This is a genomic window from Variovorax paradoxus, from assembly GCF_902712855.1.
GTDB classification, from domain to species: Bacteria; Pseudomonadota; Gammaproteobacteria; order Burkholderiales; family Burkholderiaceae_C; genus Variovorax; species Variovorax paradoxus_Q.
On record NZ_LR743507.1, the window covers coordinates 2391384 to 2415973 of the forward strand.

Sequence of the window (24590 nt, forward strand, 5' to 3'; positions counted from 1 at the left end):
GCGCATGACGAATGCCGCACTGCTTCCGCTTTCCGGACGCACGGCGTTCGTGACGGGCGCGGGGCAGGGCCTGGGCGAGGCCATTGCGCGCGGACTGGCGGAAGCCGGCGCGCGCGTGGCGCTGGCCGATGTCGAACTGGCGAATGCAGAAGCCGTGGCCGCGCAGATCGACGGGCTCGCACTGCGGCTCGACGTGCGCGACGAGGACGCGTTCTGCGATGCCTTCGGCAGGGCGGTCGCGCATTTCGGTGCCGTCGACATCATGGTGAACAACGCGGCGCGCACGCCGGCCACTTCGTTGTGGGACATCACACCCCAGGAGTGGGATGACGTGCTCGCGGTGAACCTGCGCGGCAGCTTCTTCGGCTGTCGCATTGCCGGGCGGCACATGCGCGAGCGCGGTACTGGGTGCATCGTCAACCTGGGTTCGATGGCGGGGCAGCAGGTCAGCGCCGCGACCGGTGCGCACTATGGCGCCAGCAAGGCCGGGCTGCTCGCGCTGACGCGCTCGTTCGCGCAGGAACTGGCGCCTCATGGCGTCACGGTGAACGCGCTGGCGCCCGCTGCAATCCAGAGCCCGCCGCTGGAGGCGATGGAGCCCGTGCGGCAGCAGGCGTTGCGAGCCGCCATTCCGCTCGGACGGTTCGGGAGGCCCGATGAAGTGGCCGCAGCGGTCGTGTATCTGGCTTCGCCGGGCGCTGCCTTCATGACCGGTGCGACGCTGGACCTCAACGGCGGTCGTTTCATGCGCTGACAACCCCGATATGTAGCCGGCGCTAAAATCATTCAGAACTAAAACATTCAGGTATGCAATCAAATTCATTGACCGGCCGCCACGCACTCGTCACGGGCGCCGCGCGCGGCATCGGCGCCGAGATCGCCCGCACTCTTGCCGCCGAAGGCGCTACGCTGACATTGCTGGGCCGCGATCGCGAAGCCTTGCAGCGCGTGGCCGATTCCCTCGCGGGCAGCGGGCACGGCGTCGTGGCTGCCGACGTGGCGAACCCCGAGGCGGTGCAGTCGGCCTTTGCCGAGGCCCGTGCCGCCCGCGGACCGATCGGAGTCCTCGTCAACAACGCAGGGGCAGCAGAGAGCGCGCCGTTTCTCAAGACATCGTTCGAACTCTGGCAACGGATGCTGTCGGTCAACCTCACGGGCAGCTTCCTTTGTGCCCAGGCCGCATTGCCGGACATGCTCGAAGCGGGCTGGGGCCGCATCGTCAACATCGCCAGCACGGCGGGGCAGAAGGGCTACGCCTACGTGGCTGCCTACACCGCGGCCAAACATGGCGTGGTCGGGCTCACACGCTCGCTGGCACTCGAGGTGGCGCGCAAGGGCGTGACGGTGAATGCCGTGTGTCCTGGCTACACCGACACCGACATCCTGCGCAACAGCGTCGCCAACGTGGTCGGCAAGACCGGACGCAGCGAGGCCGACGCACTGGCGGAGTTCTCGAGCGTGAACCCGCAGCGCCGCATCGTGCAGCCAGCCGAAGTCGCCGATGCGGTGCGCTGGCTTTGCGGCGCGGGCGCTGCGTCGGTCACCGGGCAGTCGATCTCCGTTTCGGGGGGGGAAGTCACATGACACGCAACGACGCCTCGCACGCCGTCCTCAGCGACGCGGAAGAACTCGGCCACGAGGCCCGCGCGGGCCACGAGGATCACGCGATGCTGAAGCTGTGGCTGCGCATGCTGGCCAGCACCACGCAGATCGAGGCCGAGATCCGGCGCCGGTTGCGCGAGCGCTTCGGCATCTCGCTGGCGCGCTTCGACTACATGGCGCAGCTCTATCGCTACAACGACGGGCTCAAGATGCGCGTGCTGTCGCGCTACCTGATGGTGACCGGCGGCAACGTCACAGGCCTGACCGACGAACTCGAGCGCGAGGGCATGGTGGCGCGATCGCCCAGCCCCGACGATCGCCGCGCGTGGATCGTGAGCCTCACGCCTGCGGGCCGCCGAACCTTCGAGACCATGGCGAGCGAGCACGAGCAATGGATCCTCGAGATGTTCTCCGGCCTCGACATGAAGACCGTCAAGCAGATGCACACGCAACTGGGCCTGCTGCGCGTGCACGTGATGCGCGGCGAGCCCTCGGGCGAGGAGGGCTGAGCATGGGCGAAGGCACGCATCTCGATCTCGCGGCTTCGAGCCACGAGTTCCGCAGGCCGCGGCTGATCCGCTTTTCCGATTGCGACCCGGCGGGCATCGTCTTCTATCCGCAGTACTTCGTGATGCTCAACGGGTTGATCGAGGACTGGGTCAACGAAGGCCTGGGACTCAGCTATCACGGCCTGGTGGCGCAGCGCCGCATCGGCTTGCCGACCGTGAAGCTCGATGTCGATTTCCGCGCCGTGAGCCGCATGGGCGACCCGGTGATGCTCGGCCTGTCCGTCCAGCGACTGGGCTCCCGTTCGATGACGCTGGCCGTCCGCTGCTTCAGCGCCGACGACGGTGAAGTGCGCATGCAGATGACGCAGGTGATCGTGACGACGTCGCTCGAGACTCATCGTGCTGTCGCAATTCCGGAAGACATGCACGCTGCCATCTTGCGCAGCAACTCCGAACTGCCCTGACAGATTTCTTCAGGCGTCGGAATCGTTGCCGGCCGCGGCTTGCGCGCGCTTCTTCAGCCAGCCCGAGAGTTCTTTCTTTCCCTTGGCATTGGACGTGCGCCACGCCTCGCGTGCGGCCGAGATGAAGCGCTCTTCCGCGGCGTCGGGCACTTCCGAAGGGCGATCCTCCTTGTCGAGCCAGCCGGGCTCGACGTTGCAGTGCGTCTCGATCTGCCGCGCCAGGTTGTCGCCGATGGGCCTGGCGCTCTTGATCTGGCTCCACATGCTCGGCGAGATTTCGATCTTCTTCGCAAATGCCTGGTCGAGTCCTTTGGCGGGGAGGCCGGCACATACTGCCTCTTCGAGAAAACGGCGGTGCAGCGCGAGGGCATTGCGGCGGCGCGCGACGGTGAGATTGGGCACTGTTCAAAAACAACAACAAGACAGGAAAAGATTGTCCCGGTTGTTGACGCCGCCGTAAACACTATTTACAGTTGTCTTCATTCGCGGCTCCGAGCCGTCTCTTTTTACAAACCTCAGTAGCCGGCAGCGGCAAATTTTGACCCAGGAACCATCGTGAACACCGCATTGAACCTCACCAGCATTCGACCCGCCTCGGGCCGATCGCTCGTGCGCGTCTGGGTGTGCGGTGGTTTCGATGGCATGCCGTCGGTCCGACTGAATCAGCACCAGAGCCACGCGTATTCGACACAGGCCGCAGGCAGCCTGCGTGTTGGAAAAGCAGAGGATCAGGTGCCACCGGGTGGAGGTTGCGCATAGGCGCACACCTTCCAAAGCTCTCTTGTGCAGAGGCCCGGACACCGCAAGGTTCCGGGCTTTTTTGTTTTTGTTCGTCGTGCTTGTTTGCCATTTCGGGTGTGCCTTCACCACACCGCCGGTGCCCACCGCGTAGACGGTCCGGCGGGATGTGCAGGAACTGATCATTCCTGTGCAGCGACGTCTGTCGGGGCAGCGCTCAGCGCGCTGTCCGTCGCGTGAGGGCACAACCGAAATGGGAAGGCGAGCCACCCCTCTCTTATCAAAAACCCGAGCGGGACCGGGCCATGCAGATGGCCCTTCCGCGGAAACCGGCCGCAAGGATTGGGCGGCGCCGGAACTCGTAACCGGACACTTTTTTTCGACCCGCGTTAGCTCAATGGATCAGAGCACTTGCCTACGAAGCAAGGGGTTGCACGTTCGAGTCGTGCACGTGGGGCCACTCATATCCGTCAGCTGTCACACACCAAGGAGTCACATCATGCGCAAGCGCAACACCCCGATCCGGATGATCACCGTGCGCCCGGCGCAGCCGCGCAATCGCATGGTGGTGGTCCTGGCCCGCCGCTTCGGCATCGCTGTCGGCACGAGCCATGCAGCGGAAAACAAGACGGCATCGATGAGCCGCGAGCCTTTGGCGGATGGACTCGATCTCGACCAGCGCGTTCGCGCTGTCGGCGAGTGGTAGCCGGCCGGTTTTCAGTTTTTCATGGTGCGCGTAGCTCAACGGCAGAGCCGCGGGTTGTGATCCCGCTGACGACGGTTCGATTCCGTTCGCGTACCCCATGGCTTCGTTTCGTTCAACTTCATCACAGCCATCGCCGCGAAAGGAGGCGAGATATGCATCCTCACGTCCTGCAACTCGACATTCAGGGCACGCCCCAAGCCTGGATCTCGCTGGAGCAGGCGGTGTTGCACTACGCGACCGATTCGGTCGCCTGGGAAGACGGCGGCCTGCCGTTGGCCACGCTGCGCGGCGGCTTCAATGTGGCGCGCGGTATGCAGTCGCGCGTCGAGGTGGCGCCGATCATCGCGTTGCGCGGTGCACCGAAGATCAACCTCTTCGACGTGATTCCGAGCGTCACCAAGAGCAAGCTGCTGCGCCGCGATCGGCATACCTGCGCCTACTGTGCGAACGTGTTCAACGAACGCGACCTGCAGTGCGAACACGTGATGCCTGAGTCGCGCGGCGGCCCGTGGACCTGGACCAACCTCGTGAGCGCGTGCGCCGTCTGCAACAACCGGAAGGCTGCGCGCACGCCGGAAGAAGCGGGCATGCCGCTGGTCTACCTGCCCTACGTGCCGAGCCGCTACGAGAACTTTCTGCTCGAGGGCCGCAACATCCGGGCGGATGTCCACGAGTGGCTCGCCAGGCGCCTGCCCAAGGGTTCGCGTCTGCAATGAGGACTCGGCGGTGCTGGGTCTGTCCAATGACGAAAGCCCACCGTCCATCGGGCGGTGGGCTTTTCATTTCTGCGGAACGGGTATCAGCGGCCGTTGCCGAAGAACCCGTAGACGACCAGTCCTGCAGCGGCAAGCCCACCGACGACGGCAAGGATCAACTTGGTCACTCGACTGCCAGCGCGCCTGGAGCGCGGCCAATGATCCGGCCCGATCAGGTCGATGGGAACCGTGGGTTTGCCTATGTCGGACGCCTTTTCCATGGCTGGAAATATAGCTCACAGGTCGAGCCATGCAGCATGGATGGCCAAGCCCCCGCCATGAGCATCTTCCCTGTACGAGAAGGCTTGTCTCGTGGTGCTTGCGCTCTGCGCGAAGGAAACCGCAAGATGCGCGTGATGCGCTTCCCCGCGCTGCATCCGGCGTGGAGTGCACGTGTTCAACATGATTTCGAAAGTCCACCATGAACAAGGCGATGATCCTTGAAGGCTTGACTCGTGCTCTCGAGAGCTGGGTTCGCAATGCTTTCGCTGCCCAGCTTTGGCAGGTGCATCAGTCTGGCGGGCTGGGTGCATTCATCGAAGCCGACGATGAGGTTGTGAGGGTTCGCATCGGACTCGGCGAATCGCGAGATGCGTTGGCAGACCTGGGCCAGACCGATGGGCGGCTGCCGGTCACAGAAGCGTTTCTTGGTGACCGAGATGCGATATGGGGGGCGCCCCCACCGCAAGGCACAGATGCGCGAGAACGATGGTTCCTGTCCAACCAACTCGCACAGGATCATGCGCGGCAGTATCTGATGGCGGAAGTCGCCGAGCGGCACGATCTGCTTGAACGCTGCGTCGATGACTGGATTGCGAGACCATTGACTTGGTCCGGGCGCAATGAAAAAAGCCCACTACCGAGGGGGTAGTGGGCTTTTCAGCGTTGCCGCGATGTTGGTTGGTGGGCCCTGAGTGACTCGAACACTCGACCTACGGATTAAGAGTCCGCTGCTCTACCAACTGAGCTAAGAGCCCTTGCTTTGAAAGCGTTCAGTGCTTTCTGGCAAGACCACGAGTATATACCAGTTTCGGAGCTTTTTCAAAAAATTTGCAGTTGCAACGTTAGGATGTGCCATCGCCGACAGGGCACAGTCTTTCGTGCCCTTCAACCAGGAGAATTTCCATGAGCGACGGAAGCACCACTTCCCATGTCTTGATCACCGGTGCCGCAGGCGCGCTGGGTCGTGCGGTTGCACAGCATTTCATCGACCGGTCGGCGCGTCTTGCTTTGGTCGATCATCAGGCTGGCCGCTTGGCGGAAGTCTTTCCGGGCCTCGAAAATTCGCAGCACCTGTTGCTGTCCGGCGATGTGACGTCCGCATCGGACATGAAGAGCCTTGCGGAGCACGCGCTCAAGTCCTTCGGCCGCATCGACACGCTGGTCCACATTGCCGGTGGTTTCGAGATGGGCGAGGCCACGCATGCACTCACGCGCGAGAGTTGGGACCGCATGATGAATCTCAACGCCTGGTCTTTCGTTGCCGTGACGCAGGCGGTGCTGCCCTCGATGATCGAGCGCCGGGCGGGCAGCATCATCGCGGTAACAGCAAAGGTGGCGGCGCGGGGGTTGCCCGCGATGGCCGCGTACATCGCATCCAAGAGCGCATTGCAGCGCCTGGTCGAAGCGATGGCTGCCGAGGCAGCGCCGCATGGCGTCAGTGTGAACAGCGTGGCGCCGAGCGTGCTCGACACGCCGGCCAACCGACGGGCCATGCCCGATGCGAACCCGGCCGATTGGGTGTCGACCTCGGTCGCCGCGCAGACCATCGGCTTTCTTGCATCGCCCGCAGCGGCCGCGTTGCACGGCCAGCACCTGACGCTCGACACCTGAGCGTCAAAAAGAAAAGGCCTTGGCGGATGCCGAGGCCTTTTCAGAACGGTTGGTGGAGAGGAGGAGGATCGAACTCCCGACCTCCGCATTGCGAACGCGGCGCTCTCCCAGCTGAGCTACCCCCCCAACGCAGGCAAATTCTAGCCAGAAGCACTCGTTTTGGCACACCCCGGCGTGCCAAGATTCGCGCCTCGCGAAACACGGAGAAAGAATCGCATGGTCTCGTACGAACCCGCCTGGCTGGAAGGCATGTACAACAACCTCGCGCGGGTGAAGGATCATCCTGCGTACTTCCAGCGCTGGGCTCGCGATTCCGCGGCAGCACGCGATGCCCTGCCGGCCCGCATCGACATTCCATACGGCAATGGCACGAATGAAACGCTCGACGTCTTTCCCGCGCCCGTGCCGAACGCGCCGGTGCTCGTGTTCATCCACGGCGGCTACTGGCGCGCGATGGACAAGAAGGACCACTCGTTCATTTCACCCGCGTTCAACGACCGAGGTGTCTGCGTGGTGCAACCCAACTACGCGCTGTGCCCCGGTACGGCAGACCAGCCGGTCACCGTTCCCGGCATCGTGATGCAGATGGTGCGCGCGCTCGAGTGGACGTGGCGCCACGTCGCGGCCTTCGGCGGCGACCCCTCGCGCATCACCGTCGCGGGCCACTCGGCAGGCGGCCACATGGCCGCGGCGCTGCTCTCGTGCGACTGGAAGGCGGTCGCGCCGGACCTGCCCGGGCATCTCGTGCGCAACGCACTGTCGATTTCGGGGCTCTACGACCTGCGCCCGCTGCAGCACACGCCGTTCCTGGCGAACACGCTCAAGCTGACCGATGACGACGTGCTGCGCGCCAGTCCGGCGCTGTGGCCTGCGCCGAAGCGCGGCCAGCTCTATGCTGTTGCCGGCGGCAGCGAGAGCGAGGAGTTCATCCGCCACAACGCGATGATCCGCGCGGCCTGGGGTCGCAATACCGTGCCGGTGTGCGAGGTGCTGCCGGGGCTCAACCACTTCGACGTGGTCGATGCGCTGGCCGATCCGGCCCATGCATTGCACCGCCACGCGGTGCAATTGCTGGAAGCCTGAGCGGCCCCGGGCAGGGCGCCTACATCAACAGGTGCTCGCCGGCGTTGTCGCCGCCCAGGGTCACGTAGTTGACCTTGCGGATGTCCATCAGCGTGCGGCCGCCCGCATAGCTGATCGAGCTCTGGACGTCCTGCTCCATCTCGACCAGCGTGTCTGCCAGCTTGCCCTTGACGGGCTCGAGGATGCGCTTGCCCTCGACATGCTTGTACTCACCCTTGTTGAAGTCGCTGGCCGAGCCGTAGTACTCCTTGAAGAGCACACCGTCGACCTCGACCGTCTTGCCCGGCGACTCTTCGTGCCCCGCGAACAGCGAGCCGATCATGACCATCGACGCGCCGAAGCGCACGCTCTTGGCAATGTCGCCATGGTCGCGGATACCGCCGTCCGCAATGATCGGCTTGGTCGCCACTCGGGCGCACCACTTGAGCGCGCTGAGCTGCCACCCGCCGGTGCCGAAGCCGGTCTTGAGCTTGGTGATGCAGACCTTGCCCGGGCCGATGCCGACCTTCGTCGCGTCAGCGCCCCAGTTCTCGAGGTCGATCACCGCTTCGGGCGTGCCGACGTTGCCGGCAATCACGAAGGTCTTCGGCAGCTTCTGCTTGAGGTAGCCGATCATGTTCTTCACGCTGTCGGCGTGACCGTGCGCGATGTCGATGGTCACGTACTCGGGCACCAGGCCCTGCGCCACCAGTTGATCGACGGTGTCGTAGTCGGGCTTCTTCACACCGAGCGAGATCGATGCGAACACGCCCTTGCCCTGCATGTCCTTCACGAACTGCACGTTGTCCAGGTCGAAGCGATGCATCACGTAGAAGTAGCCGTTCTGCGCGAGCCACAGGCAGATCGATTCGTCGACCACCGTCTTCATGTTGGCGGGCACGACCGGCAGGCGGAAGCTGCGCTCGCCCAGCGTCACACTGGTGTCGCACTCGGAGCGGCTCTCCACGCGGCACTTGCGCGGCAGCAGAAGGATGTTGTCGTAGTCGAAGATTTGCATGACCAGGCTCCTGGAAGGTATCGTTGAAAGGAACGAATGAGCGCTTGGTCCGGCCGGTTCTCGAGGTGCGTTCTGAAAAGACGCGCCCACAAAAAACCGGGCGCAAGAAACTTGGGCCCGGTGATTGAGTCTACGCGGTGTTGTGGAGGCGGGTCTTCCGATTCTTCATATAACCCGCATACGCAGTGGTTTCTACAATCGGTGGATGTTGTTTAACGATCCTGCGGCCGACGCCCCTCTCCCGAATCCTTCGGACATGCCGCTGCTCCATAACCTGAACGCGGAACAACTCGCCGCGGTCACGTTGCCGGAAGGCAACGCATTGATCCTCGCCGGTGCCGGCTCCGGCAAGACCCGCGTGCTCACCACCCGCATCGCATGGCTGCTGCAAACCGGCCAGGTCTCCGCCGGCGGCATTCTGGCGGTGACCTTCACCAACAAGGCCGCGAAGGAGATGATGACGCGGCTGACGGCGATGCTGCCGGTCAACGTGCGCGGCATGTGGATCGGCACTTTCCACGGCCTGTGCAACCGCCTGTTGCGCGCCCACTGGAAGCTGGCCAACCTGCCGTCCACTTTCCAGATCCTCGACACGCAGGACCAGCTCTCGGCCATCAAGCGCCTGATGAAGCAGTTCAACGTCGATGACGAGCGCTTTCCCGCCAAGCAGACGCAGTGGTTCATTGCCGGCGCCAAGGAAGACGGCCTGCGCCCCGACGCCGTCGAGGTGCGCAACGAGGACGACCGCAAGAAGGTCGAGCTCTACCGCCTTTACGAAGAGCAATGCCAGCGCGAAGGCGTGGTCGACTTCGGCGAGCTGATGCTGCGCAGCTACGAACTGCTGCGCGACAACGACCCGGTGCGCGAGCACTACCAGCGGCGCTTCCGCCACATCCTGATCGACGAGTTCCAGGACACCAACCGCCTGCAGTACGCGTGGATCAAGATGCTCGCGGGCAACACCGTCGCAGGCCAGTTCGAGCCGGGCCGCAACAGCGTGATCGCCGTGGGCGACGACGACCAGAGCATCTATGCGTTCCGTGGCGCGCGCGTGGGCAACATGAGCGACTTCGTGCGCGAGTTCGACGTGCGCCACCAGATCAAACTCGAGCAGAACTACCGCAGCTACAGCAACATCCTCGACTCGGCCAACGAGCTCATCAGCCACAACAAGAAACGCCTCGGCAAGAACCTGCGCACCGACCAGGGCCCCGGCGAGCCGGTGCGCGTGTACGAGTCGCCCACCGACCTGGCCGAGGCGCAGTGGATGGTCGAGGAAATGCGCCAGCTCGTGCGCGACGGCTTCGAGCGCAAGGAAATGGCGGTGCTCTATCGCAGCAACGCGCAGAGCCGGGTGATTGAAACGGCACTGTTCAATGCGTCGGTGCCGTACCGCGTGTACGGCGGGCTGCGCTTCTTCGAGCGCGCCGAAATCAAGCACGCGCTGGCCTACCTTCGCCTGCTGGAGAACAAGGACGACGACACCAGCTTCCTGCGCGTCGTCAACTTCCCACCGCGCGGCATCGGCGCGCGCACGCTCGAAACCCTGCAGGATGCCGCGCGCGCGGCCAACCGGTCGCTGCACGACGCGGTGAGCGTGGTCGGCGGCAAGTCGGGCGCCAACCTCACGGGCTTCGTCGCCAAGATCGACGTGCTGCGCGAGCAGACGCAGGGCGTGAGCCTGCGCGAGATCATCGAGCTGGTGCTCGACCACAGCGGCCTCGTGGAACACTACAAGGCCGACCGTGAAGGTGCCGACCGCATCGAGAACCTGGACGAACTGGTGAACGCGGCCGAAAGCTTCGTCACGCAGGAAGGCTTCGGCCGTGACGCGGTGGCGCTGCCGGTCGACGAACTGCGCCAGTCGCCTGCGAGCCAGGGCATCGATCTGACCCGCCCCGTGATCGACGAGCCGCTCGCGCCCGACGCCGAGACCGGCGAAACCTTGAGCCCGCTGGCCGCCTTCCTGACGCACGCCGCACTCGAGTCGGGCGACAACCAGGCGCAGGCCGGGCAGGACGCGGTCCAGCTCATGACGGTGCACGCCGCCAAGGGCCTGGAATTCGATTGCGTGTTCATCACCGGCATGGAAGAGGGCCTGTTCCCGCACGAGAACTCGATGAGCGACTTCGAGAGCCTCGAGGAAGAACGACGCCTGATGTACGTGGCGATCACGCGTGCCCGCAAGCGCCTGTACCTGAGCCACTCGCAGACGCGCATGCTGCACGGTCAGACCCGCTACAACGTCAAGAGCCGCTTCTTCGACGAACTCCCCGAAGGCGCGCTGAAATGGCTCACGCCCAAGAACCAGGGCTTCACGCCCTCGGCTTTCGGCTATGGCGGCGGCTACGGCAGCACACGCGGCGGGGCAGGGGGCTACGGCGGCGGGTACGGAGGTGGCCAGGGCTCAGGCTACGGAAGCAGCCGTGACAAGGACACCTTCGCGAGTCCTCCGGTGCCGCCGCAGAAGACGGCGCCGTCGCACGGATTGCGTTCTGGCATGCAGGTGTTCCACAACAAGTTCGGCGAGGGCACTGTCACCGCGCTGGAAGGCACGGGCGACGATGCACGCGCGCAGGTCAAGTTCGCGCGCCACGGCGTGAAGTGGCTGGCGCTTTCGGTGGCCAAGCTCACGCCGATCTGAATTGCTACCAAAGGTATAGCGAACAACGTAGACAGGACGGGCGAAAAGGCGCTTTTGCGCTGAAGGGTCGTACACTCCGCACTCGCCAAACAAGGGGAGTCAGGGATGTGGTTCTTGGGCATCATTGCCGGCCTGTTCATCGGAGCGCTGTTCGAATCGGTGCCCGTGGCGCTGGTGCTTGCGGTGGTCGGCGCGTTCGCGCTGCCGCAGCTGGTCGGCAGGAAGAAGAAAGACAAGGCCGAACCGCACCGCACCGAGGCTGAGCGCGCACCGGCTGCCGGCGCCACTGCCGCGTTGCCGGCCGCGCCGGGCGGCGGCGTGCTGAAGCTGCAGCAGCGGGTGTCGGAGCTCGAGCAGCGCGTTGCAGCGCTCGAAAGCCGGCTGGCGCAGGGCGCGACGGCCACCGGCGCACTCGAGGCACCCAAGGTGGATCGCGCCGACGCCTCGGTCATCCCCGAACTGCCTTCCGGCGAACTTGCCACGTCGATGGGTGTCACGCCGTTGCCGGAGGCGCCGCCGCTGCCCGTGGCCATGCCGGCGTCGCGCGCGGCGCAGATCGAGCAGGCGCGCCTGTCGCGCCTGCAGGCCGACGTGCCTGCGTCCGAGTCGCCGGTAGATGAAAAGGCCGCCGCGCCTTCGGTGCAAGCACCGGCCCCTGTGTCCGCGGAACCATCCGCGGAACCGCCCGCGCAACCGACCATCCAGACGCCAGTCACTGTTCGCCGCCCACCTCCACCTCCGCCACCCCCGCCACCCCCGCCGGTCCGCTGCGCGACCGCCTGCCGGCCCCCATCGCCAACCTGATCTTCGGCGGCAACATGCTGGTCAAGCTGGGCGTGCTGATCCTGTTCCTCGGGCTCGCGTTCCTGCTGCGCTACACGGCCGAACGCGTCACGGTGCCGATCGAACTGCGCTACGCGGCCGTCGCACTGGTCGGCGCGGGCCTGCTGGTGCTGGGCTGGCTGCTGCGCCACAAGCGCGCCGGCTATGCGCTGATCCTGCAGGGCGCGGGCATCGGCGTGTTCTACCTGACGACGCTCGCGGCCATGAAGCTCAGCGGGCTGCTGCCGGCCAGCGCGGGCTTCGCCTTCCTGTTCGGCGTGGCCGTGCTCAGCGCGGCACTGGCCGTGCTGCAGAACGCGCCGGTGCTGGCCATCGTGGCCGCCCTCGAAGGCTTCGCGGCACCGGTGCTGGCGTCGACCGGCTCGAACCAGCCGGTGGGTTTGTTCACCTATCTGCTGGTGCTCGACGTGGGCATCGTGCTGATCGCCTGGTTCAAGGCATGGCGCGTGCTCAACCTGATCGGCTTCGTCGGCACCTTCACGCTGGCGGCCGGCTGGGCGCACAAGTACTACACCGACGACCAGTTCGGCACCATCGAGCCCTTCCTCGTCGTCTTCTTCCTGCTGTTCACCGCCATCGGCCTGCTGTTCGCGCGGCGCACGCTGTTCGATGCGCCGGTGCAGCCCGCGCAGCCGCTTGCCACGCGCGCGCTCGACACGCTGCGCCGCGCCGGCCGCGTCGACAGCTCGCTGGTGTTCGGCACGCCCATGGTCGCCTTCGGCATGCAGGTGCTGCTGATGCGCCCGTGGGAGTACGGCGCCGCCTTCTCGGCGATGGCGCTCTCGGCCTTCTACCTGGTGCTGGGCCGGATGGTGTTCTCCACGCAGCCGAAGGGGCTGGCGTTGCTCGCGGAGGCCTATGCCATCGTCGGCGTGATCTTCGGGACGCTGGCGATTCCGCTCGGCCTCGAAGGTCAGTGGACCGGTGCGGCCTGGGCGGTCGAGGCGGCCGGCATGTACTGGCTCGGCGCGCGGCAAGGGCGCGTGTATGCGCGCGCCTTCGCCTTCGTGGTCTTCGCGGGCGCGGTGGTCAAGCTGCTCGAGGCCACGCGGATCGACGCGGCCGCGGGCCATCCGTTGCTCGACGGTTCCGTCATCGGTCCGGTGCTGGTGGCGGTCAGCGCCTTCGCGATGTGGGCGATCCATCGACGCGCCAGGCTGGACGTGGGCGACAACGCCGAGGCGCTGGCCGGCAATGCCTTGCCGTGGCTCGGCATGGCCGCGCTCACGTTGCTGCTGTGGCAATGGTTCACGCCGCCGTGGGCTGCGGCCGCCACGGCCGTGCTGGCTTCGGTGACTTTCGCGGTGGCGATCCGGCTGGCGCTGCAGCCGCTGACCTCCGTGAGCTTCGGCATGCAGGCGCTGGCGGTGGCGAGCTTCATTGCCACCCTGCACCGCACCGGCCAGGTGGTCGACGCCAAGGTGCTGCAGAGCGGATGGCAGGGCGCTGCGGTGGCCTGCCTGATCGCGCTCAGCGTGCTCGCCAGCGCCGGCTGGTCCATGCGGCAGGCGCACCGTGCGGCATTGGCGCGCGGCGTGCAGCCGGTGTGGTCGGTCGGCAATGTCGTCGGCGTGATCGCAGGCGTGAGCCTGCTGCACCTGGCGATGCTGTTCCAGGTGAGCCTGGCGCAGGCCGCATTGCTGTGGCCGTTGACGGCCACCGTCGTGCTGTGGGTGGCGCTGCGCATGGCGCACTTCCCGCTCGCGGCATTGGCGGGTGTGCTGCAGGCCCTGGCTGCCGTCGCGTTCGGCATCGGCGCAGCGGACTTCGTCGACACGGCGCGGCCGGCGTTTGCCCATCTCGGCTTCTGGACACCGGTGGTACTCGGCCTGACCGCGCTGCTTGCGGGCGATTGGCTGCGCGACGAGGCGCGTCCGCGCCCGAGCGAGCCGGCCGGCACCGCCCGCACGCGCTGGGCCAATGCATGGTGCGCGATTCCGGCGGTGCTGTGGGCGCCAGTGGTCTGGGGGCTCGGCTGGTGGCTGTTCGGGATGCTCGACGAAAGCGTTCGAGTCCTCAATCGCCACGGCCTTGCAAGCCACATTCCTGCCGCCACGATGGCGGTGGTGCTCGTCACCTCGGTGCTCGCGGCCATCGTGGCGCACCGGCGCGACTGGCCGCAGTTGGGCAAGTCGACGCTTGCCACGCTGCCGGCTTTCGGCCTGATCGCTGCGTACGGCGTCGCGGGCGGTCCCACGCCGTTCTACGTGCCGTCGAGCGCGCTGGGCTGGCTCGCCTGGCCGCTGGCTCTGGCTTGGCACCTGCGCCTGCTTCGCGCGCAAAGGCGCTGGCTCGATGCGTCGGCGCTCACGCCGTTCCATGTCGCGGGCTTCTGGCTGTTCCTGCTGCTGGCTGCGCGCGAATGCCAGTGGCAGCTCGGCCGCGTCGGCGGCGAGTGGTCGAGCTGGCAACTGCTGGGCTGGGCCATCGTGCCGGCGCTGGTGCTCTGGGCACTGCGCTCTCGCGCGCTGCTGCAGCGCTGGCCGCTTACCGCGTTCCGCAGCGCCTACCTGGAGTTCGCCGCCACGCCGGTGGCGGCCTACCTGCTGGCCTGGGTGTGGGTGACCAATGCGGCCAGCCCGGGCGACGCGTCGCCGCTGCCCTATGTGCCGCTGCTGAACCCGCTCGAGCTGGCGCAATGGCTGGTGCTGTTCGCACTGGTGCTCTGGTGGCGTGCGCTGCCCGTCGGCTCGTTCGCGCGCGTCCAGCCGATGGCCGCGAAGGGCGCGGCCGGCGTCACGGGGCTGGCGCTGCTGACCGGCATGGTGCTGCGCAGCAGCCATCACTACGCGGGCGTCGATTGGAACTTCGATGCCCTCTACGCCTCATGGCTCACGCAGGCGGCGCTGTCGATCACCTGGGCAATCTGCGGCGTGGTCGCGATGGTGCTGGGCCATTCGCGCCGCGTGCGCACGCTCTGGGTGGCGGGTGCCGCGCTGCTCGGCGTGGTGGTGCTGAAGCTGTTCTTCGTCGAACTGGCGGACCGCGGCGGCCTGTTCCGCATCGTGTCGTTCATTGCAGTGGGCGCCTTGCTGTTGCTGGTGGGTTACTTCGCGCCGGTACCGCCGAAGAAGGACGATGCGGCGGCGCCGAAGACGCCCACGGAAGGCGGTGCCGCATGAGCGCGCCGATGACGTGGACGCTTCGCGCCGGCGCCGCGTTGATGGCGGCGGGTTGCGGGCTTGCCGCTGCGCAGCCGGCCACCACCGCCCCGATCACGCTGGAGGGCACCGGGCCCTATCACCGGCTCACGCTGCCGATCGCGCTCTATGGCCGCGCCGCCTACGCCGACCTGCGAGACCTGCGGGTGCGCAACGCCGCCGGCCATCCCGTGCCCTACGCCTGGCTGCGCAACGAAGCCGCCGCGCCGAAGACCGCCTCGCGCGACGTGCCGATCTTTGCGCTGCCCGGCATCGCGGCCAGCGCCGCGCCGGGCGATACGGCACTCGCGTTCTCGGTGCGGCCCGACGGTTCGCTGAAGCTCGAGAGCAAGGCCGCCGAGGCCCGCGGCAGCGACGACGCGCCGCAATGGCTGATCGACGTGAGCCAGGTCAAGGGCAGCCTGCTGCAGGCCCGCTTCGAGATCGCGCCCGCTGCGCGCGGCCTGTTCGCCTTCCGGCTCGAGGCCAGCGACGACCTGCGCCAGTGGCGGCCGGTGAGCGGCGAAGAGCAACTGGTGCGACTGGCGCACGGCGGCCAGACCATCGAGCGCCTCGCGGTCGAACTGGACCATGTGCGCGCGCGCTTCCTGCGCCTGCGCTGGAGCGACCCGAAGAACGGTGCAGTGCTGACCCGCGTGGGCATCGACAGCGTGCAGGAGGTCGAGCCCGTCGCGCCGATCGAATGGTCGGTTGCCCTGAGGCCGGAGCGCTGCGGCACCGACCACTGCGACTACCTGCTGCCGCACGGCGTGCCGGTGCAGGGCCTGCGAATCGATCTGGCCGACGTCAACACGCTGGCGCAGGTCGCCGTCTCGGGCTTGTCCGATCCGGCCGTTGCGGCCGCCCCGCAGCCGGTGATCGTGCCGCGCAACCCGCTCTACGCCTTGCGGCATCCGCAGCGCCGTCCCGTGCAGCAGGCCGCCGGCCCGGACGAAACGCCACTGGTCGATGCCGTGGTGTACCGCCTCGCGCAGGCCGGCGGCGAGGCGCGCTCGCCAGTGCTGGCGCTCGATGGTGCGGTGCATCCGCGGCTGCGGCTGCGCACGGCGGGGCCGGTCAGCATGCTGGGCGCCACGCCGCCGACGATCGCCGTCGCCGTGGTGCCGCGCACGCTGGTGTTCCTCGCGCAGGGTGAAGCGCCGTTTTCATTGGCATGGCGCGCGGCGCCGGCAAGGGACGCCGTCGAGGGCAGCGAGCCCGGCGCGCCGCTGGCGTTGTCGACGCTGATCCCGGGGTATGCGGCAGACAAGCCGGTGGTCGCCGGCAATGCCTCGGTCGCGCTGCCTGCGGCGACGGCTGTCAATGCGACGGTCGCCGCGGCCGTTCAGCCGCCGGTCCCCGCGCAGGAGCCGTCGCGCAAATGGTGGTTGTGGGGAGCGCTGGGGGGTGGCCTGCTGCTGCTGGCCGGCATGGCATGGTCGCTGTTTGCCAGCCTGCGCAAGGATGCGCAGCGGCCCTGACCCCGGTGACGGGTACGGGCCGCTTCCTGTTCAGTTCGCGTCGAAGGTGTCGCGGAAGGTGAACCAGGTCGAGCTCAGCGACATCGCCGCCAGCACCAGCGCGGTGCCGACGATCATGATGTTGCCCACCGCCAGCGCGGCGCCGCCCGAGCCCAGCGCGCCCACGCCGACCAGCAGCGTGGCCAGCAGGCCCATGGCAATGCCCGCCAGCAGGAACACGCCGAACCATGCGATGCCGAACAGCGAATAGGCACCGAAGTTGCGGAACAGCGCGACGATGCTGAAGAAGATGCTCTTCACCGGCTCCACGCGGTGCCAGTGCACCAGCGCCGGCGCATGCCACATGGCCAGCGACAGCGGCAGGTTGAGGCACATCAGCAGCATGCGCGCGACCTGGAAGTCGCTGCTGGCCACGATCTCGGGCGTGAGCGGATCGTCGAGCAGGTAGGCGCGGGCCAGTTGGCCGCCGTCGACCAGCGTGGTTACCAGCACGGCCAGCACGAAGAACACCGCCGAGATCACGCCCAGCACCACCAGCGAGCGCCATTCGGTGCGCATGGCGGCGAACACCGCCACGAACATCGCCGAGCCCGTGGGGCGGCGCGCATCGCCGGCGCGCCCGATGCCTTCCGCGTTGTCGGTGTAGGCGACCGAGGTGGCCACCATCAGGCCCAAGGTCATGAAAGGCACCAGCCCGGGCGCCAGCAGGCTGCCCAGGATGGGCACGACCGACACCGTCGAGATCACCGCCATCAGCAGGAAGAACAGCGAGATGAAGGCCAGCGGCTGCCGCAAGAAGGTCTTGAGTCCGAGGCGGACCCATTCGGCGCCGGTTCGCGCCGGCACGAGGTTGAGTTTCATGTGTTCGGGTCAGGCAGCCAAGGCAGGCTCGAGGGTCTGCGCCATGGCATGCGGGTGGGTGGCGCGGCCGCGCAGCACGCGCTCGAAATGCGCGGGGTCGTGCGGCTTGAGCATGCTCGCCTCGCGTGGCAGGTGGAAGTCCCAGAGGCGGGAAATCCAGAAACGCAGCGCGGCGGCGCGCAGCATCGCGGGCAGCAGGGCGCGTTCGGAGGCGTTCAGGGCGCGAACGCTCTCGTAGGCCGAGAGCAGCGCGTCGGCGCGCTCGGCGTCGTGCCGGCCGGTGGGCAGGTCGATCGCCCAGTCGTTCAGGCACACGGCCAGATCGAACAGCCAGGTGTCGGTGCCGGCGAAGTAGAAGTCGAACACGCCGGTCAGGCGCGGCGGTGCATCGGCATCGCCGCCGGTCGCGAACATCACGTTGTCGCGGAACATGTCGGCATGCACCGGCCCGCGAGGCAGCGCAGCGTAGGCCGACGTTTCGGCAACATGGTTCTGGTAGGCAAGCTCGGCGCGCAGCAGGCTGGCCTGCGATTCCTCGATGTAGGGCAGCACCACGGGCACCGTCTCGTTCCACCAGGGCAGGCCGCGCAGGTTGGGCTGGATGCGCGGGTAGTCGCGCCCGGCAACGTGCATGCGCGCCAGCATCGCACCCAGTTCGGCGCAATGTGCGGGGCCGGGTGCCAGTTCGCTGCGGCCCGAGAGTTTCTGCACCACCGCGGCGGGCTTGCCTGCCACCATGTGCAGCAGGTCGCAGCCGCTATCGGCCGCCGGCGAGGCGGGCTGGCCCTTCCTCGGCGTGTCGGTTGCGGCGGGAGCAGAGACCGGTGCCGGCACCGGCAGGCCGGCGGCCGACAGGTGCTTCATCAGGCAAAGGTAGTAAGGCAGCTGTTCGGCGCTCAGGCGTTCGAAGAGCGTCAGCACGAATTCGCCCGATTCGGTGGTGGCGAAGTAGTTGGTGTTCTCGATGCCGCCCTCGATGCCGCGCAGTTCGCGCAACGGACCCAGGCCGAGGCGTTGGACGAGCGCGTCCGCCTCGCCGAAACCGACTTCGGTAAAGACTGCCATGGAAATATTCAGCGCGGCGTTGCCGCTGCCGGAACGGAAACGGGGGTGGAGACGGAAGCGAAAACGGGAGAACGCACGGCGGTCAGAACTTCATCACGTTCCAGACGCGGGCGCCGTTGGTGCCCGTTTCGGAGGAACCCTGGCGGCCCGTGGCCTGGTCGGCGGGCATGACTTCGTAGCCTGGCATGTTCGACTTCGGCTTGACGTTGATGCTCTGCGTGCGACCGCCATAGCGCACTTCGTCGACCGAAGCGCCGCTGTCCTCGGTATGGATGTTCTCGATCTTCTGGTTGCGTCGGGCCTCGGCCTTGGACTGCTCCTGATTTTGTAGCGGTTCTCCTTGGGCGCCTTGTGCAGGGGCAGCGGACGCGGGAGCCGCGGGCTGCTGCGCCTGAACGGCGGCGAAGGGGGTTGCGAAAGCCAGCGCCAGCAGGATGCGGCGGGCGACCAGGAGTGTGGAGCTAGGCATGCCTCGATTGTAGGCGCGGGCGTGCGCGGAAGGCGTCGGTTGCCACCTTGCGTCGTCGTGGTTCCGGACGCCGGCGCGGGCACGGCAAAATGCCCCGATGACCGACAAGAAAACGCTGCTGCTCGTGGACGGCTCGAGCTATCTCTACCGCGCCTTCCACGCCATGCCCGACCTGCGGGCCGTGCCCGGCGACCCCAAGAGCCCGGCGACCGGTGCGATACGGGGAATGATCAACATGATGACCGCGTTGCGCCGCGAGGTGCGCGCCGACTACGCGGCGTGCATCTTCGATGCCCCCGGCAAGACCTTCCGCGACGACTGGTACCCCGAGTACAAGGCCAACCGCTCGCCGATGCCGGACGACCTGCGCAGCCAGATCGACCCCATCCACGAGGTGGTCAAGCTGCTCGGCTGGCCCGTGCTCAGCGTGCCCGACGTGGAGGCCGACGACGTCATCGGCACGCTCGCCAAGGTGGCGGCCGCGCAGGGCGTCGAGGTGATCGTGTCCAGCGGCGACAAGGACCTGAGCCAGCTGGTGGACGAGCACATCACCATCATCGACACCATGAACGGCAAGAAGCGCGACGTGGCCGGCGTGACGGCCGAGTTCGGCGTGCCGCCCAGCCTCATGATCGACTACCAGACGCTGGTCGGCGACTCGGTCGACAACGTGCCCGGCGTGCCGAAGGTCGGCCCCAAGACGGCTGCCAAGTGGCTGGCCGAATACGGCTCGCTCGACGCGCTGATCGAGCGTGCCGCTGAAGTGAAGGGCGCCGCCGGCGAGAACCTGCGCAACGCGCTCGACAAGCTGCCGCTCAGCCGGCGCCTGGTCACCATCCGCACCGACTGCGATCTCGACGGCCACGTCACCGGCCTGCCTTCGCTCGAAGGCCTGCCGGTCGGTGCGCCGCAGACCGCCGAGCTCAAGCCCTTCTACGAGAAGTTCGGCTTCAAGAGCCTGGTGAAGGGGCTCGAGGCACAGGAAGTGCCGCCAGAGCTGATCGAGGAAAACCTCAGGAAGAAGTCCACCAGGGCGTCGGCCAGCAGCGACCAGAGCGGCTTGTTCGACGAGCCCTCCGAGCTGGAGGCACTGGAGGCCGCAGCGCCCGCGAGCAACCTCAAGTACGACACCATCACCACCTGGGAACAGCTCGACGGCTGGCTCGCGAAGCTCGACGCTGCCGAACTGGCCGCCGTCGACACCGAGACCACCTCGCTCGACGAGATGGTCGCGCAGATCGTCGGCGTGAGCTTCAGCGTCACTCCGGGCGAGGCCGCCTACATTCCGCTGGCGCACAACTATCCCGACGCGCCCGAGCAGCTGCCGATCGACGAGGTGCTCGCCAGGCTCAGGCCCTGGCTGGAGAACGCGCAGAAGAAGAAGCTCGGACAGCACATCAAGTACGACCGCCACGTCTTCGCCAACCACGGCATCGAGGTGCAGGGCTATGCGCACGACACCATGCTGCAGAGCTACGTGCTCGAGGTGCACAAGCCGCACGGCCTCTCGAGCCTGGCCGAGCGTCACCTGGGCCGCAGCGGCATTTCCTATGAAGACCTGTGCGGCAAGGGCGCGCACCAGATCCCGTTCAGCCAGGTCGACATCGCCAAGGCCGCCGAGTACTCGTGCGAGGACAGCGACCAGACGCTCGACGTGCACAACACGCTGTGGCCGCAGCTGGAGAAGAACGAGCAGTTGCGCTTCATCTACCAGCTCGAGATGGATTCGAGCGAGGCGCTCTACCGCGTCGAGCGCAACGGCGTGCTGATCGACGCGCCCACGCTGGCCGCGCAGAGCCACGAACTGGGCACGCGCATCATGGCGCTCGAGCAGGAGGCCTACGAGATCGCGGGCCAGCCTTTCAACCTGGGTTCGCCCAAGCAGATCGGCGAAATCTTCTTCACCAAGCTGGGCCTGCCGGTGGTCAAGAAGACGCCGAGCGGCGCGCCCAGCACCGACGAGGAAGTGCTCGAGAAGCTCGCCGAAGACTATCCGCTGCCCGCCAAGATCCTGGAGCACCGCAGTCTGTCGAAGCTCAAGGGCACCTACACCGACAAGCTTGGCCAGCTCGCCAATCCGCGCACCGGCCGCGTGCACACGCACTATGCGCAGGCCGTGGCCGTCACCGGCCGCCTGAGCAGCAACGACCCGAACCTGCAGAACATCCCGATCCGCACGCCCGAAGGCCGGCGCGTGCGCGAGGCCTTCGTGGCGCCGGCCGGCAGCGTGATCGCCAGCGCCGACTACTCGCAGATCGAGTTGCGCATCATGGCCCACATCAGCGGCGACGAGTCGCTGCTGCGCGCCTTCACCGAAGGCATCGACGTGCACCGCGCCACCGCTGCCGAGGTGTTCGGCTCGACGCCCGACCAGGTCTCCAGCGAGCAGCGCCGCTATGCCAAGGTCATCAACTTCGGTTTGATCTACGGCATGAGCAGCTTCGGCCTGGCGAAGAACCTGGGCATCGAGACCAAGGCCGCGGCTTCGTACATCGAGCGCTACTTCGCGCGCTATCCGGGCGTGAAGGCCTACATGGACGAGACCAAGGCGCTCGCCAAGGAGCAGGGCTACGTGGAGACCGTGTTCGGCCGGCGCCTGTACCTGCCCGAGATCAACTCGCCCAACGGCCCGCGCCGTGGCGGCGCCGAGCGCGCGGCCATCAACGCGCCGATGCAGGGCACCGCGGCCGATCTGATCAAGCTCAGCATGGTCAAGGTGCAGGACGTGCTCGACGCGGAGAAGCGCGGCACCCGGATGATCATGCAGGTGCACGACGAACTGGTGTTCGAAGTGCCCGAAGCGGAAGTCGAATGGGTGCGCACCGAAATCCCTCGCCTCATGGCCGGCGTGGCCGCGCTGAAGGTGCCGCTGCTGGCCGAGATCGGCATCGGCCCGAACTGGGACAAGGCCCACTGAAATCCGCCGGCGGCCGTCCGGCACGCCGATTGCATCGCGCACGAGACAAAGAAGGAACCCAAAATCACATGAAGAAACCGCACCGCCAATTCCTGCTTGCCGCCGTCTGCGCGGCTTTCCTGGGCACCGCCTCTGCAGCACCCGATGCACGCGTCAGCGCGCTCGCCGCGAAGGAGAAGCCCGCGCTGCTCGAGACGCTGAAGGAGCTGGTCTCCATCGAATCCGGCAGCCGCGACCTCGAAGGGCTCGAGAAGATCTCCGACCTCATCGCCGGCAAGTTCAAGGCGCTGGGCGGCGAGGTCGAGCTGATCGACCCCAGCGCCGAGGCCTACCGCATGGAAGACACGCCCGAGAAGATGGGGCGCGTGGTGCGCGCCACCTTCAAGGGCACGGGCAAGAAGAAGATCCTGCTGATCGCGCACATGGACACGGTCTACACCGTGGGCATGCTCAACAAGCAGCCGTTCCGCGTCGAGGGCGACAAGGCCTACGGCCTGGGCATCGCCGACGACAAGCAGGGCATCGCGGTCATCACGCACATCGTGTCGATGCTGCAGCAGATGAAGTTCAAGGAATACGGCACGCTCACCGTGCTCATCAACGGCGACGAGGAAATCAGCTCGCCCGGCGCGCGTGCGCTCATCACGCGCATGGGCGCCGAGCACGATGCCGTCATGTCCTTCGAGGGCGCGTACGTGAAGGAAGACAAGCTCTCGCTGGCCACGGCTGGCATTGCCTCGGTCACGCTGCACGTGACGGGCAAGGCTTCACACGCGGGCTCCGCGCCCGAGTTGGGCGTGAACGCGCTGTACGAGCTGTCGCACCAGATCCTGCAGATGCGCGACCTGTCCGACCCGGCCACCGGCCTCAAGATGAACTGGACCATCTCGAAGTCGGGCAGCAACCGCAACGTGATCCCGGCCAGCGCCACGGCCGGTGCCGACGTGCGTGTGCTCAAGGTGAGCGACTACGACCGCATCGAGCAGCAGGTGAACGAGCGCGTGAAGAAGCAGCTCATTCCCGAGGCCAAGGTCGAGCTGAAGTTCGAGCGCCGCCGCCCGCCGCTGGAAGCCACCGACGCCTCGCGCGCCATGGCCCGCCATGCGCAGCAGATCTACAAGGACGAGCTCGGCCTGCCGCTGGGCGCGGACGACAAGGCGGCCGGCGGCGGCACCGACGCGGCCTTCGCGGCGCTGAAGACCAAGGCGCCCGTCGTCGAGCGCTTCGGCCTGCAGGGCTTCGGCGCGCATTCGGCCGATGCCGAGTACGTGCTGGTCGATTCGATCGAGCCGCGGCTGTACCTGGGCACGCGCATGGTGATGGACATCGCGCGCGGTCGATGAGCTCGCCCCCAGGCTTCGCGCACTTCGTGTCGCTTCTCCTTCCCCCTTCCGGGGGCAACACCTGTGGCCCGGCAGAGCCGGTTCCACGGTGGAGATATGGACTCGCCCCCAGGCTTCGCGCACTTCGTGTCGCTTCGCCAACCCCCTACCGGGGGCAACACCTGTGGCCCGGCAAAGCCGGTTCCACGGTGTTTCGCGAAGAAGGCATGGCCTTCCGCTGATCATCATGCGGCTGCGCCATATCGAGGTCTTCAACGCGATCATGCTCACGGGCAGCGTGAGTGCGGCGGCGCGGCTCATCAACATCACGCAGCCGGCGGTGAGCCGCACGCTGCAGCATGCCGAACTGCAGCTGGGATTTCCGCTGTTCCAGCGCGCGAAGGGGCGGCTCACGCCGACCACCGAGGCGCTCACGCTGTACCCGCACATCGAGCGGCTGTTCGCGCAGCTTGACGAGGTGCAGCGGCTCGCGTCCAACCTGCGCACCGCGGGCGACACCGGCGAGCTGCGCATCCTGAGCGTGCTGGCGCTGAGCTACGACATCCTGCCGCGCGCGCTCAAGGCCTTCCGCGAGAAGCATCCTGGCTACAAGATCACCGTGGAGTCGCTGCACTCGCCGCAGATCATGTCGGCGCTGCTCCTTCAGGAGGCCGACGTGGGCTTCGCGTTCAGCCCGGCGGTGCACCCCTCGCTCACGCAGGAGACGCTCGCGGACAGCCGCATGGTGTGCATCGCGCCCAGGGGAATGCTGCCGCGCGCGCTGGTGCGCAGCGGTTCGGTGGCGCTGCACGACCTGGTGAGCCGCCCGGTGATCGGCCTCGACAGCCGCGATCCGGTCGGCACCAGCCTGAGCCAGGCCTGCCGCCAGGCTGGCGTGGGTTTCCAGCAGGCGGTGGTGACCGTGCAGACGTACCACGCGGCGCTGGCCATGGCGCACCACGGCATCGGCGTGGCGCTGGTCGACGGTTGCACGGCGCGATCCGCCGATCGCGAGAAGGTCGACGTGCTCACGCTGGAGCCGCAGATCCCGGTGCCGATCCGCGCGCTTCGCTCGGCCGCGCGGCCCGACTCGGTAGCGGTGCGCGGCATCACGCGATGCATGCAACAGGCGATCGAAGGCACGCTGTAGCCATTCGCCTG

22 protein-coding genes and 4 tRNA genes are annotated in these 24590 nt (G+C 67.0%); 18 read left to right on the forward strand and 8 right to left on the reverse strand.

What is annotated here, in order from left to right:
• Window positions 1-4 precede the first annotated feature (4 nt).
• From AACL56_RS10770 to AACL56_RS10785, 4 genes are read left to right on the forward strand one after another with little or no spacing between them, the layout of a single operon-like run.
• Complete coding sequence (locus AACL56_RS10770; protein ID WP_339089829.1) at window positions 5-754, forward strand: SDR family NAD(P)-dependent oxidoreductase; 750 nt, start codon at window positions 5-7, stop codon at window positions 752-754.
• Between the two features lie 53 nt (window positions 755-807).
• Window positions 808-1584: an SDR family NAD(P)-dependent oxidoreductase gene (locus AACL56_RS10775; RefSeq protein WP_339089830.1), complete on the forward strand. Its 777-nt coding sequence runs from the start codon at window positions 808-810 to the stop codon at window positions 1582-1584.
• The gene (locus AACL56_RS10780; RefSeq protein ID WP_339089831.1) at window positions 1581-2111 is read left to right on the forward strand and encodes a MarR family winged helix-turn-helix transcriptional regulator; all 531 of its coding nucleotides are present in this window, start codon (window positions 1581-1583) and stop codon (window positions 2109-2111) included. Before AACL56_RS10775 ends, AACL56_RS10780 begins: the two co-directional genes overlap by 4 nt.
• A gap of 2 nt (window positions 2112-2113) precedes the next feature.
• Window positions 2114-2575: an acyl-CoA thioesterase gene (locus AACL56_RS10785; protein WP_339089832.1), complete on the forward strand. Its 462-nt coding sequence runs from the start codon at window positions 2114-2116 to the stop codon at window positions 2573-2575.
• A gap of 9 nt (window positions 2576-2584) precedes the next feature.
• Here AACL56_RS10785 and AACL56_RS10790 read toward each other — a convergent pair whose 3' ends face one another.
• Window positions 2585-2839: a hypothetical protein gene (locus AACL56_RS10790; protein ID WP_339089833.1), complete on the reverse strand. Its 255-nt coding sequence runs from the start codon at window positions 2837-2839 to the stop codon at window positions 2585-2587.
• Between the two features lie 857 nt (window positions 2840-3696).
• Between AACL56_RS10790 and AACL56_RS10795 the strand changes: the two genes are divergently transcribed.
• From AACL56_RS10795 to AACL56_RS10810, 4 genes are all read left to right on the forward strand, one after another.
• Window positions 3697-3773: transfer RNA gene (locus AACL56_RS10795), tRNA-Arg, on the forward strand.
• 39 nt (window positions 3774-3812) lie between these two features.
• The gene (locus AACL56_RS10800) at window positions 3813-4019 is read left to right on the forward strand and encodes a short-chain dehydrogenase (protein WP_339089834.1); all 207 of its coding nucleotides are present in this window, start codon (window positions 3813-3815) and stop codon (window positions 4017-4019) included.
• Window positions 4020-4043: 24 nt separating this feature from the next.
• A tRNA-His gene (locus AACL56_RS10805) sits at window positions 4044-4117 on the forward strand.
• Window positions 4118-4171: 54 nt separating this feature from the next.
• Window positions 4172-4735, forward strand: a complete 564-nt coding sequence (locus AACL56_RS10810; RefSeq protein WP_339089835.1) for an HNH endonuclease — start codon at window positions 4172-4174, stop codon at window positions 4733-4735.
• Between the two features lie 83 nt (window positions 4736-4818).
• Here the strand turns inward: AACL56_RS10810 and AACL56_RS10815 are convergent, their stop codons facing one another.
• Window positions 4819-4995 carry a hypothetical protein gene (locus tag AACL56_RS10815; protein ID WP_339089836.1) on the reverse strand — a complete coding sequence of 59 codons (177 nt, stop codon included), beginning with the start codon at window positions 4993-4995 and terminating at the stop codon, window positions 4819-4821.
• Between the two features lie 200 nt (window positions 4996-5195).
• On the opposite strand from AACL56_RS10815, the gene AACL56_RS10820 reads away from it, so the two are divergent.
• A complete protein-coding gene (locus AACL56_RS10820) occupies window positions 5196-5645 on the forward strand; it encodes a hypothetical protein (protein ID WP_339089837.1) in 450 nt (149 codons plus the stop codon).
• 30 nt (window positions 5646-5675) lie between these two features.
• On the opposite strand, the gene AACL56_RS10825 is transcribed toward AACL56_RS10820, so the two are convergent.
• Window positions 5676-5751 (reverse strand) — tRNA-Lys (locus tag AACL56_RS10825).
• Window positions 5752-5899: 148 nt separating this feature from the next.
• Here AACL56_RS10825 and AACL56_RS10830 point away from each other — a divergent pair.
• Window positions 5900-6607, forward strand: coding sequence for an SDR family NAD(P)-dependent oxidoreductase (locus tag AACL56_RS10830; protein WP_339089838.1), 708 nt, complete (start codon window positions 5900-5902; stop codon window positions 6605-6607).
• 50 nt (window positions 6608-6657) lie between these two features.
• Here the strand turns inward: AACL56_RS10830 and AACL56_RS10835 are convergent.
• A tRNA-Ala gene (locus AACL56_RS10835) sits at window positions 6658-6733 on the reverse strand.
• Between the two features lie 90 nt (window positions 6734-6823).
• Between AACL56_RS10835 and AACL56_RS10840 the strand changes: the two genes are divergently transcribed.
• Entirely contained in the window at window positions 6824-7690 is an 867-nt protein-coding gene (locus tag AACL56_RS10840; RefSeq protein WP_339089839.1) for an alpha/beta hydrolase, read from the forward strand.
• 19 nt (window positions 7691-7709) lie between these two features.
• Here the strand turns inward: AACL56_RS10840 and AACL56_RS10845 are convergent, their stop codons facing one another.
• Window positions 7710-8687, reverse strand: a complete 978-nt coding sequence (locus AACL56_RS10845; protein WP_339089840.1) for a GMP reductase — start codon at window positions 8685-8687, stop codon at window positions 7710-7712.
• A gap of 205 nt (window positions 8688-8892) precedes the next feature.
• Between AACL56_RS10845 and AACL56_RS10850 the strand changes: the two genes are divergently transcribed.
• The 4 genes from AACL56_RS10850 (at window position 8893) to AACL56_RS10865 (ending at window position 16795) form a co-directional block, all read left to right on the forward strand.
• Window positions 8893-11331 (forward strand): UvrD-helicase domain-containing protein, encoded by a 2439-nt coding sequence (locus tag AACL56_RS10850; protein ID WP_339089841.1) that lies wholly within the window; start codon window positions 8893-8895, stop codon window positions 11329-11331.
• Between the two features lie 114 nt (window positions 11332-11445).
• Complete coding sequence (locus AACL56_RS10855) at window positions 11446-12135, forward strand: hypothetical protein (protein ID WP_339089842.1); 690 nt, start codon at window positions 11446-11448, stop codon at window positions 12133-12135.
• A gap of 14 nt (window positions 12136-12149) precedes the next feature.
• Entirely contained in the window at window positions 12150-15296 is a 3147-nt protein-coding gene (locus AACL56_RS10860) for a DUF2339 domain-containing protein (RefSeq protein ID WP_339089843.1), read from the forward strand.
• Window positions 15293-16795, forward strand: coding sequence for a DUF3999 domain-containing protein (locus AACL56_RS10865; protein ID WP_339089844.1), 1503 nt, complete (start codon window positions 15293-15295; stop codon window positions 16793-16795). The genes AACL56_RS10860 and AACL56_RS10865 overlap by 4 nt, the downstream gene beginning before the upstream one ends.
• A 30-nt stretch (window positions 16796-16825) precedes the next feature.
• Here AACL56_RS10865 and AACL56_RS10870 read toward each other — a convergent pair whose 3' ends face one another.
• The 3 genes from AACL56_RS10870 to AACL56_RS10880 form a co-directional block, all read right to left on the reverse strand.
• A complete protein-coding gene (locus AACL56_RS10870) occupies window positions 16826-17656 on the reverse strand; it encodes a BPSS1780 family membrane protein (protein ID WP_339089845.1) in 831 nt (276 codons plus the stop codon).
• A 9-nt stretch (window positions 17657-17665) separates the two neighbouring features.
• Entirely contained in the window at window positions 17666-18721 is a 1056-nt protein-coding gene (locus AACL56_RS10875) for a homoserine kinase (protein ID WP_339089846.1), read from the reverse strand.
• Between the two features lie 82 nt (window positions 18722-18803).
• Entirely contained in the window at window positions 18804-19190 is a 387-nt protein-coding gene (locus AACL56_RS10880) for a hypothetical protein (RefSeq protein WP_339089847.1), read from the reverse strand.
• Between the two features lie 97 nt (window positions 19191-19287).
• Between AACL56_RS10880 and polA the strand changes: the two genes are divergently transcribed.
• The 3 genes from polA to AACL56_RS10895 all read left to right on the forward strand — a co-directional run bounded on the left by polA (window position 19288) and on the right by AACL56_RS10895 (window position 24579).
• Window positions 19288-22107 (forward strand): DNA polymerase I, encoded by a 2820-nt coding sequence (gene polA, locus AACL56_RS10885; protein ID WP_339089848.1) that lies wholly within the window; start codon window positions 19288-19290, stop codon window positions 22105-22107.
• Between the two features lie 68 nt (window positions 22108-22175).
• Window positions 22176-23450, forward strand: coding sequence for a M20/M25/M40 family metallo-hydrolase (locus AACL56_RS10890; RefSeq protein ID WP_339089849.1), 1275 nt, complete (start codon window positions 22176-22178; stop codon window positions 23448-23450).
• 226 nt (window positions 23451-23676) lie between these two features.
• On the forward strand, window positions 23677-24579 hold the full coding sequence (locus AACL56_RS10895; RefSeq protein ID WP_339089850.1) for a LysR family transcriptional regulator: 903 nt from the start codon (window positions 23677-23679) through the stop codon (window positions 24577-24579).
• Window positions 24580-24590: the final 11 nt, after the last annotated feature.

Coding starts and splice junctions, on each gene's coding strand:
- AACL56_RS10770 (WP_339089829.1), top strand. CDS start 5: ATGACGAATGCCGCACTGCTTCCGCTTTCCGGACGCACGGCGTTCGTG.
- AACL56_RS10775 (WP_339089830.1), top strand. CDS start 808: ATGCAATCAAATTCATTGACCGGCCGCCACGCACTCGTCACGGGCGCC.
- AACL56_RS10780 (WP_339089831.1), top strand. CDS start 1,581: ATGACACGCAACGACGCCTCGCACGCCGTCCTCAGCGACGCGGAAGAA.
- AACL56_RS10785 (WP_339089832.1), top strand. CDS start 2,114: ATGGGCGAAGGCACGCATCTCGATCTCGCGGCTTCGAGCCACGAGTTC.
- AACL56_RS10790 (WP_339089833.1), bottom strand. CDS start 2,839: ATGTGGAGCCAGATCAAGAGCGCCAGGCCCATCGGCGACAACCTGGCG.
- AACL56_RS10800 (WP_339089834.1), top strand. CDS start 3,813: ATGCGCAAGCGCAACACCCCGATCCGGATGATCACCGTGCGCCCGGCG.
- AACL56_RS10810 (WP_339089835.1), top strand. CDS start 4,172: ATGCATCCTCACGTCCTGCAACTCGACATTCAGGGCACGCCCCAAGCC.
- AACL56_RS10815 (WP_339089836.1), bottom strand. CDS start 4,995: ATGGAAAAGGCGTCCGACATAGGCAAACCCACGGTTCCCATCGACCTG.
- AACL56_RS10820 (WP_339089837.1), top strand. CDS start 5,196: ATGAACAAGGCGATGATCCTTGAAGGCTTGACTCGTGCTCTCGAGAGC.
- AACL56_RS10830 (WP_339089838.1), top strand. CDS start 5,900: ATGAGCGACGGAAGCACCACTTCCCATGTCTTGATCACCGGTGCCGCA.
- AACL56_RS10840 (WP_339089839.1), top strand. CDS start 6,824: ATGGTCTCGTACGAACCCGCCTGGCTGGAAGGCATGTACAACAACCTC.
- AACL56_RS10845 (WP_339089840.1), bottom strand. CDS start 8,687: ATGCAAATCTTCGACTACGACAACATCCTTCTGCTGCCGCGCAAGTGC.
- AACL56_RS10850 (WP_339089841.1), top strand. CDS start 8,893: ATGTTGTTTAACGATCCTGCGGCCGACGCCCCTCTCCCGAATCCTTCG.
- AACL56_RS10860 (WP_339089843.1), top strand. CDS start 12,150: ATGCTGGTCAAGCTGGGCGTGCTGATCCTGTTCCTCGGGCTCGCGTTC.
- AACL56_RS10865 (WP_339089844.1), top strand. CDS start 15,293: ATGAGCGCGCCGATGACGTGGACGCTTCGCGCCGGCGCCGCGTTGATG.
- AACL56_RS10870 (WP_339089845.1), bottom strand. CDS start 17,656: ATGAAACTCAACCTCGTGCCGGCGCGAACCGGCGCCGAATGGGTCCGC.
- AACL56_RS10875 (WP_339089846.1), bottom strand. CDS start 18,721: ATGGCAGTCTTTACCGAAGTCGGTTTCGGCGAGGCGGACGCGCTCGTC.
- AACL56_RS10880 (WP_339089847.1), bottom strand. CDS start 19,190: ATGCCTAGCTCCACACTCCTGGTCGCCCGCCGCATCCTGCTGGCGCTG.
- polA (WP_339089848.1), top strand. CDS start 19,288: ATGACCGACAAGAAAACGCTGCTGCTCGTGGACGGCTCGAGCTATCTC.
- AACL56_RS10890 (WP_339089849.1), top strand. CDS start 22,176: ATGAAGAAACCGCACCGCCAATTCCTGCTTGCCGCCGTCTGCGCGGCT.
- AACL56_RS10895 (WP_339089850.1), top strand. CDS start 23,677: ATGCGGCTGCGCCATATCGAGGTCTTCAACGCGATCATGCTCACGGGC.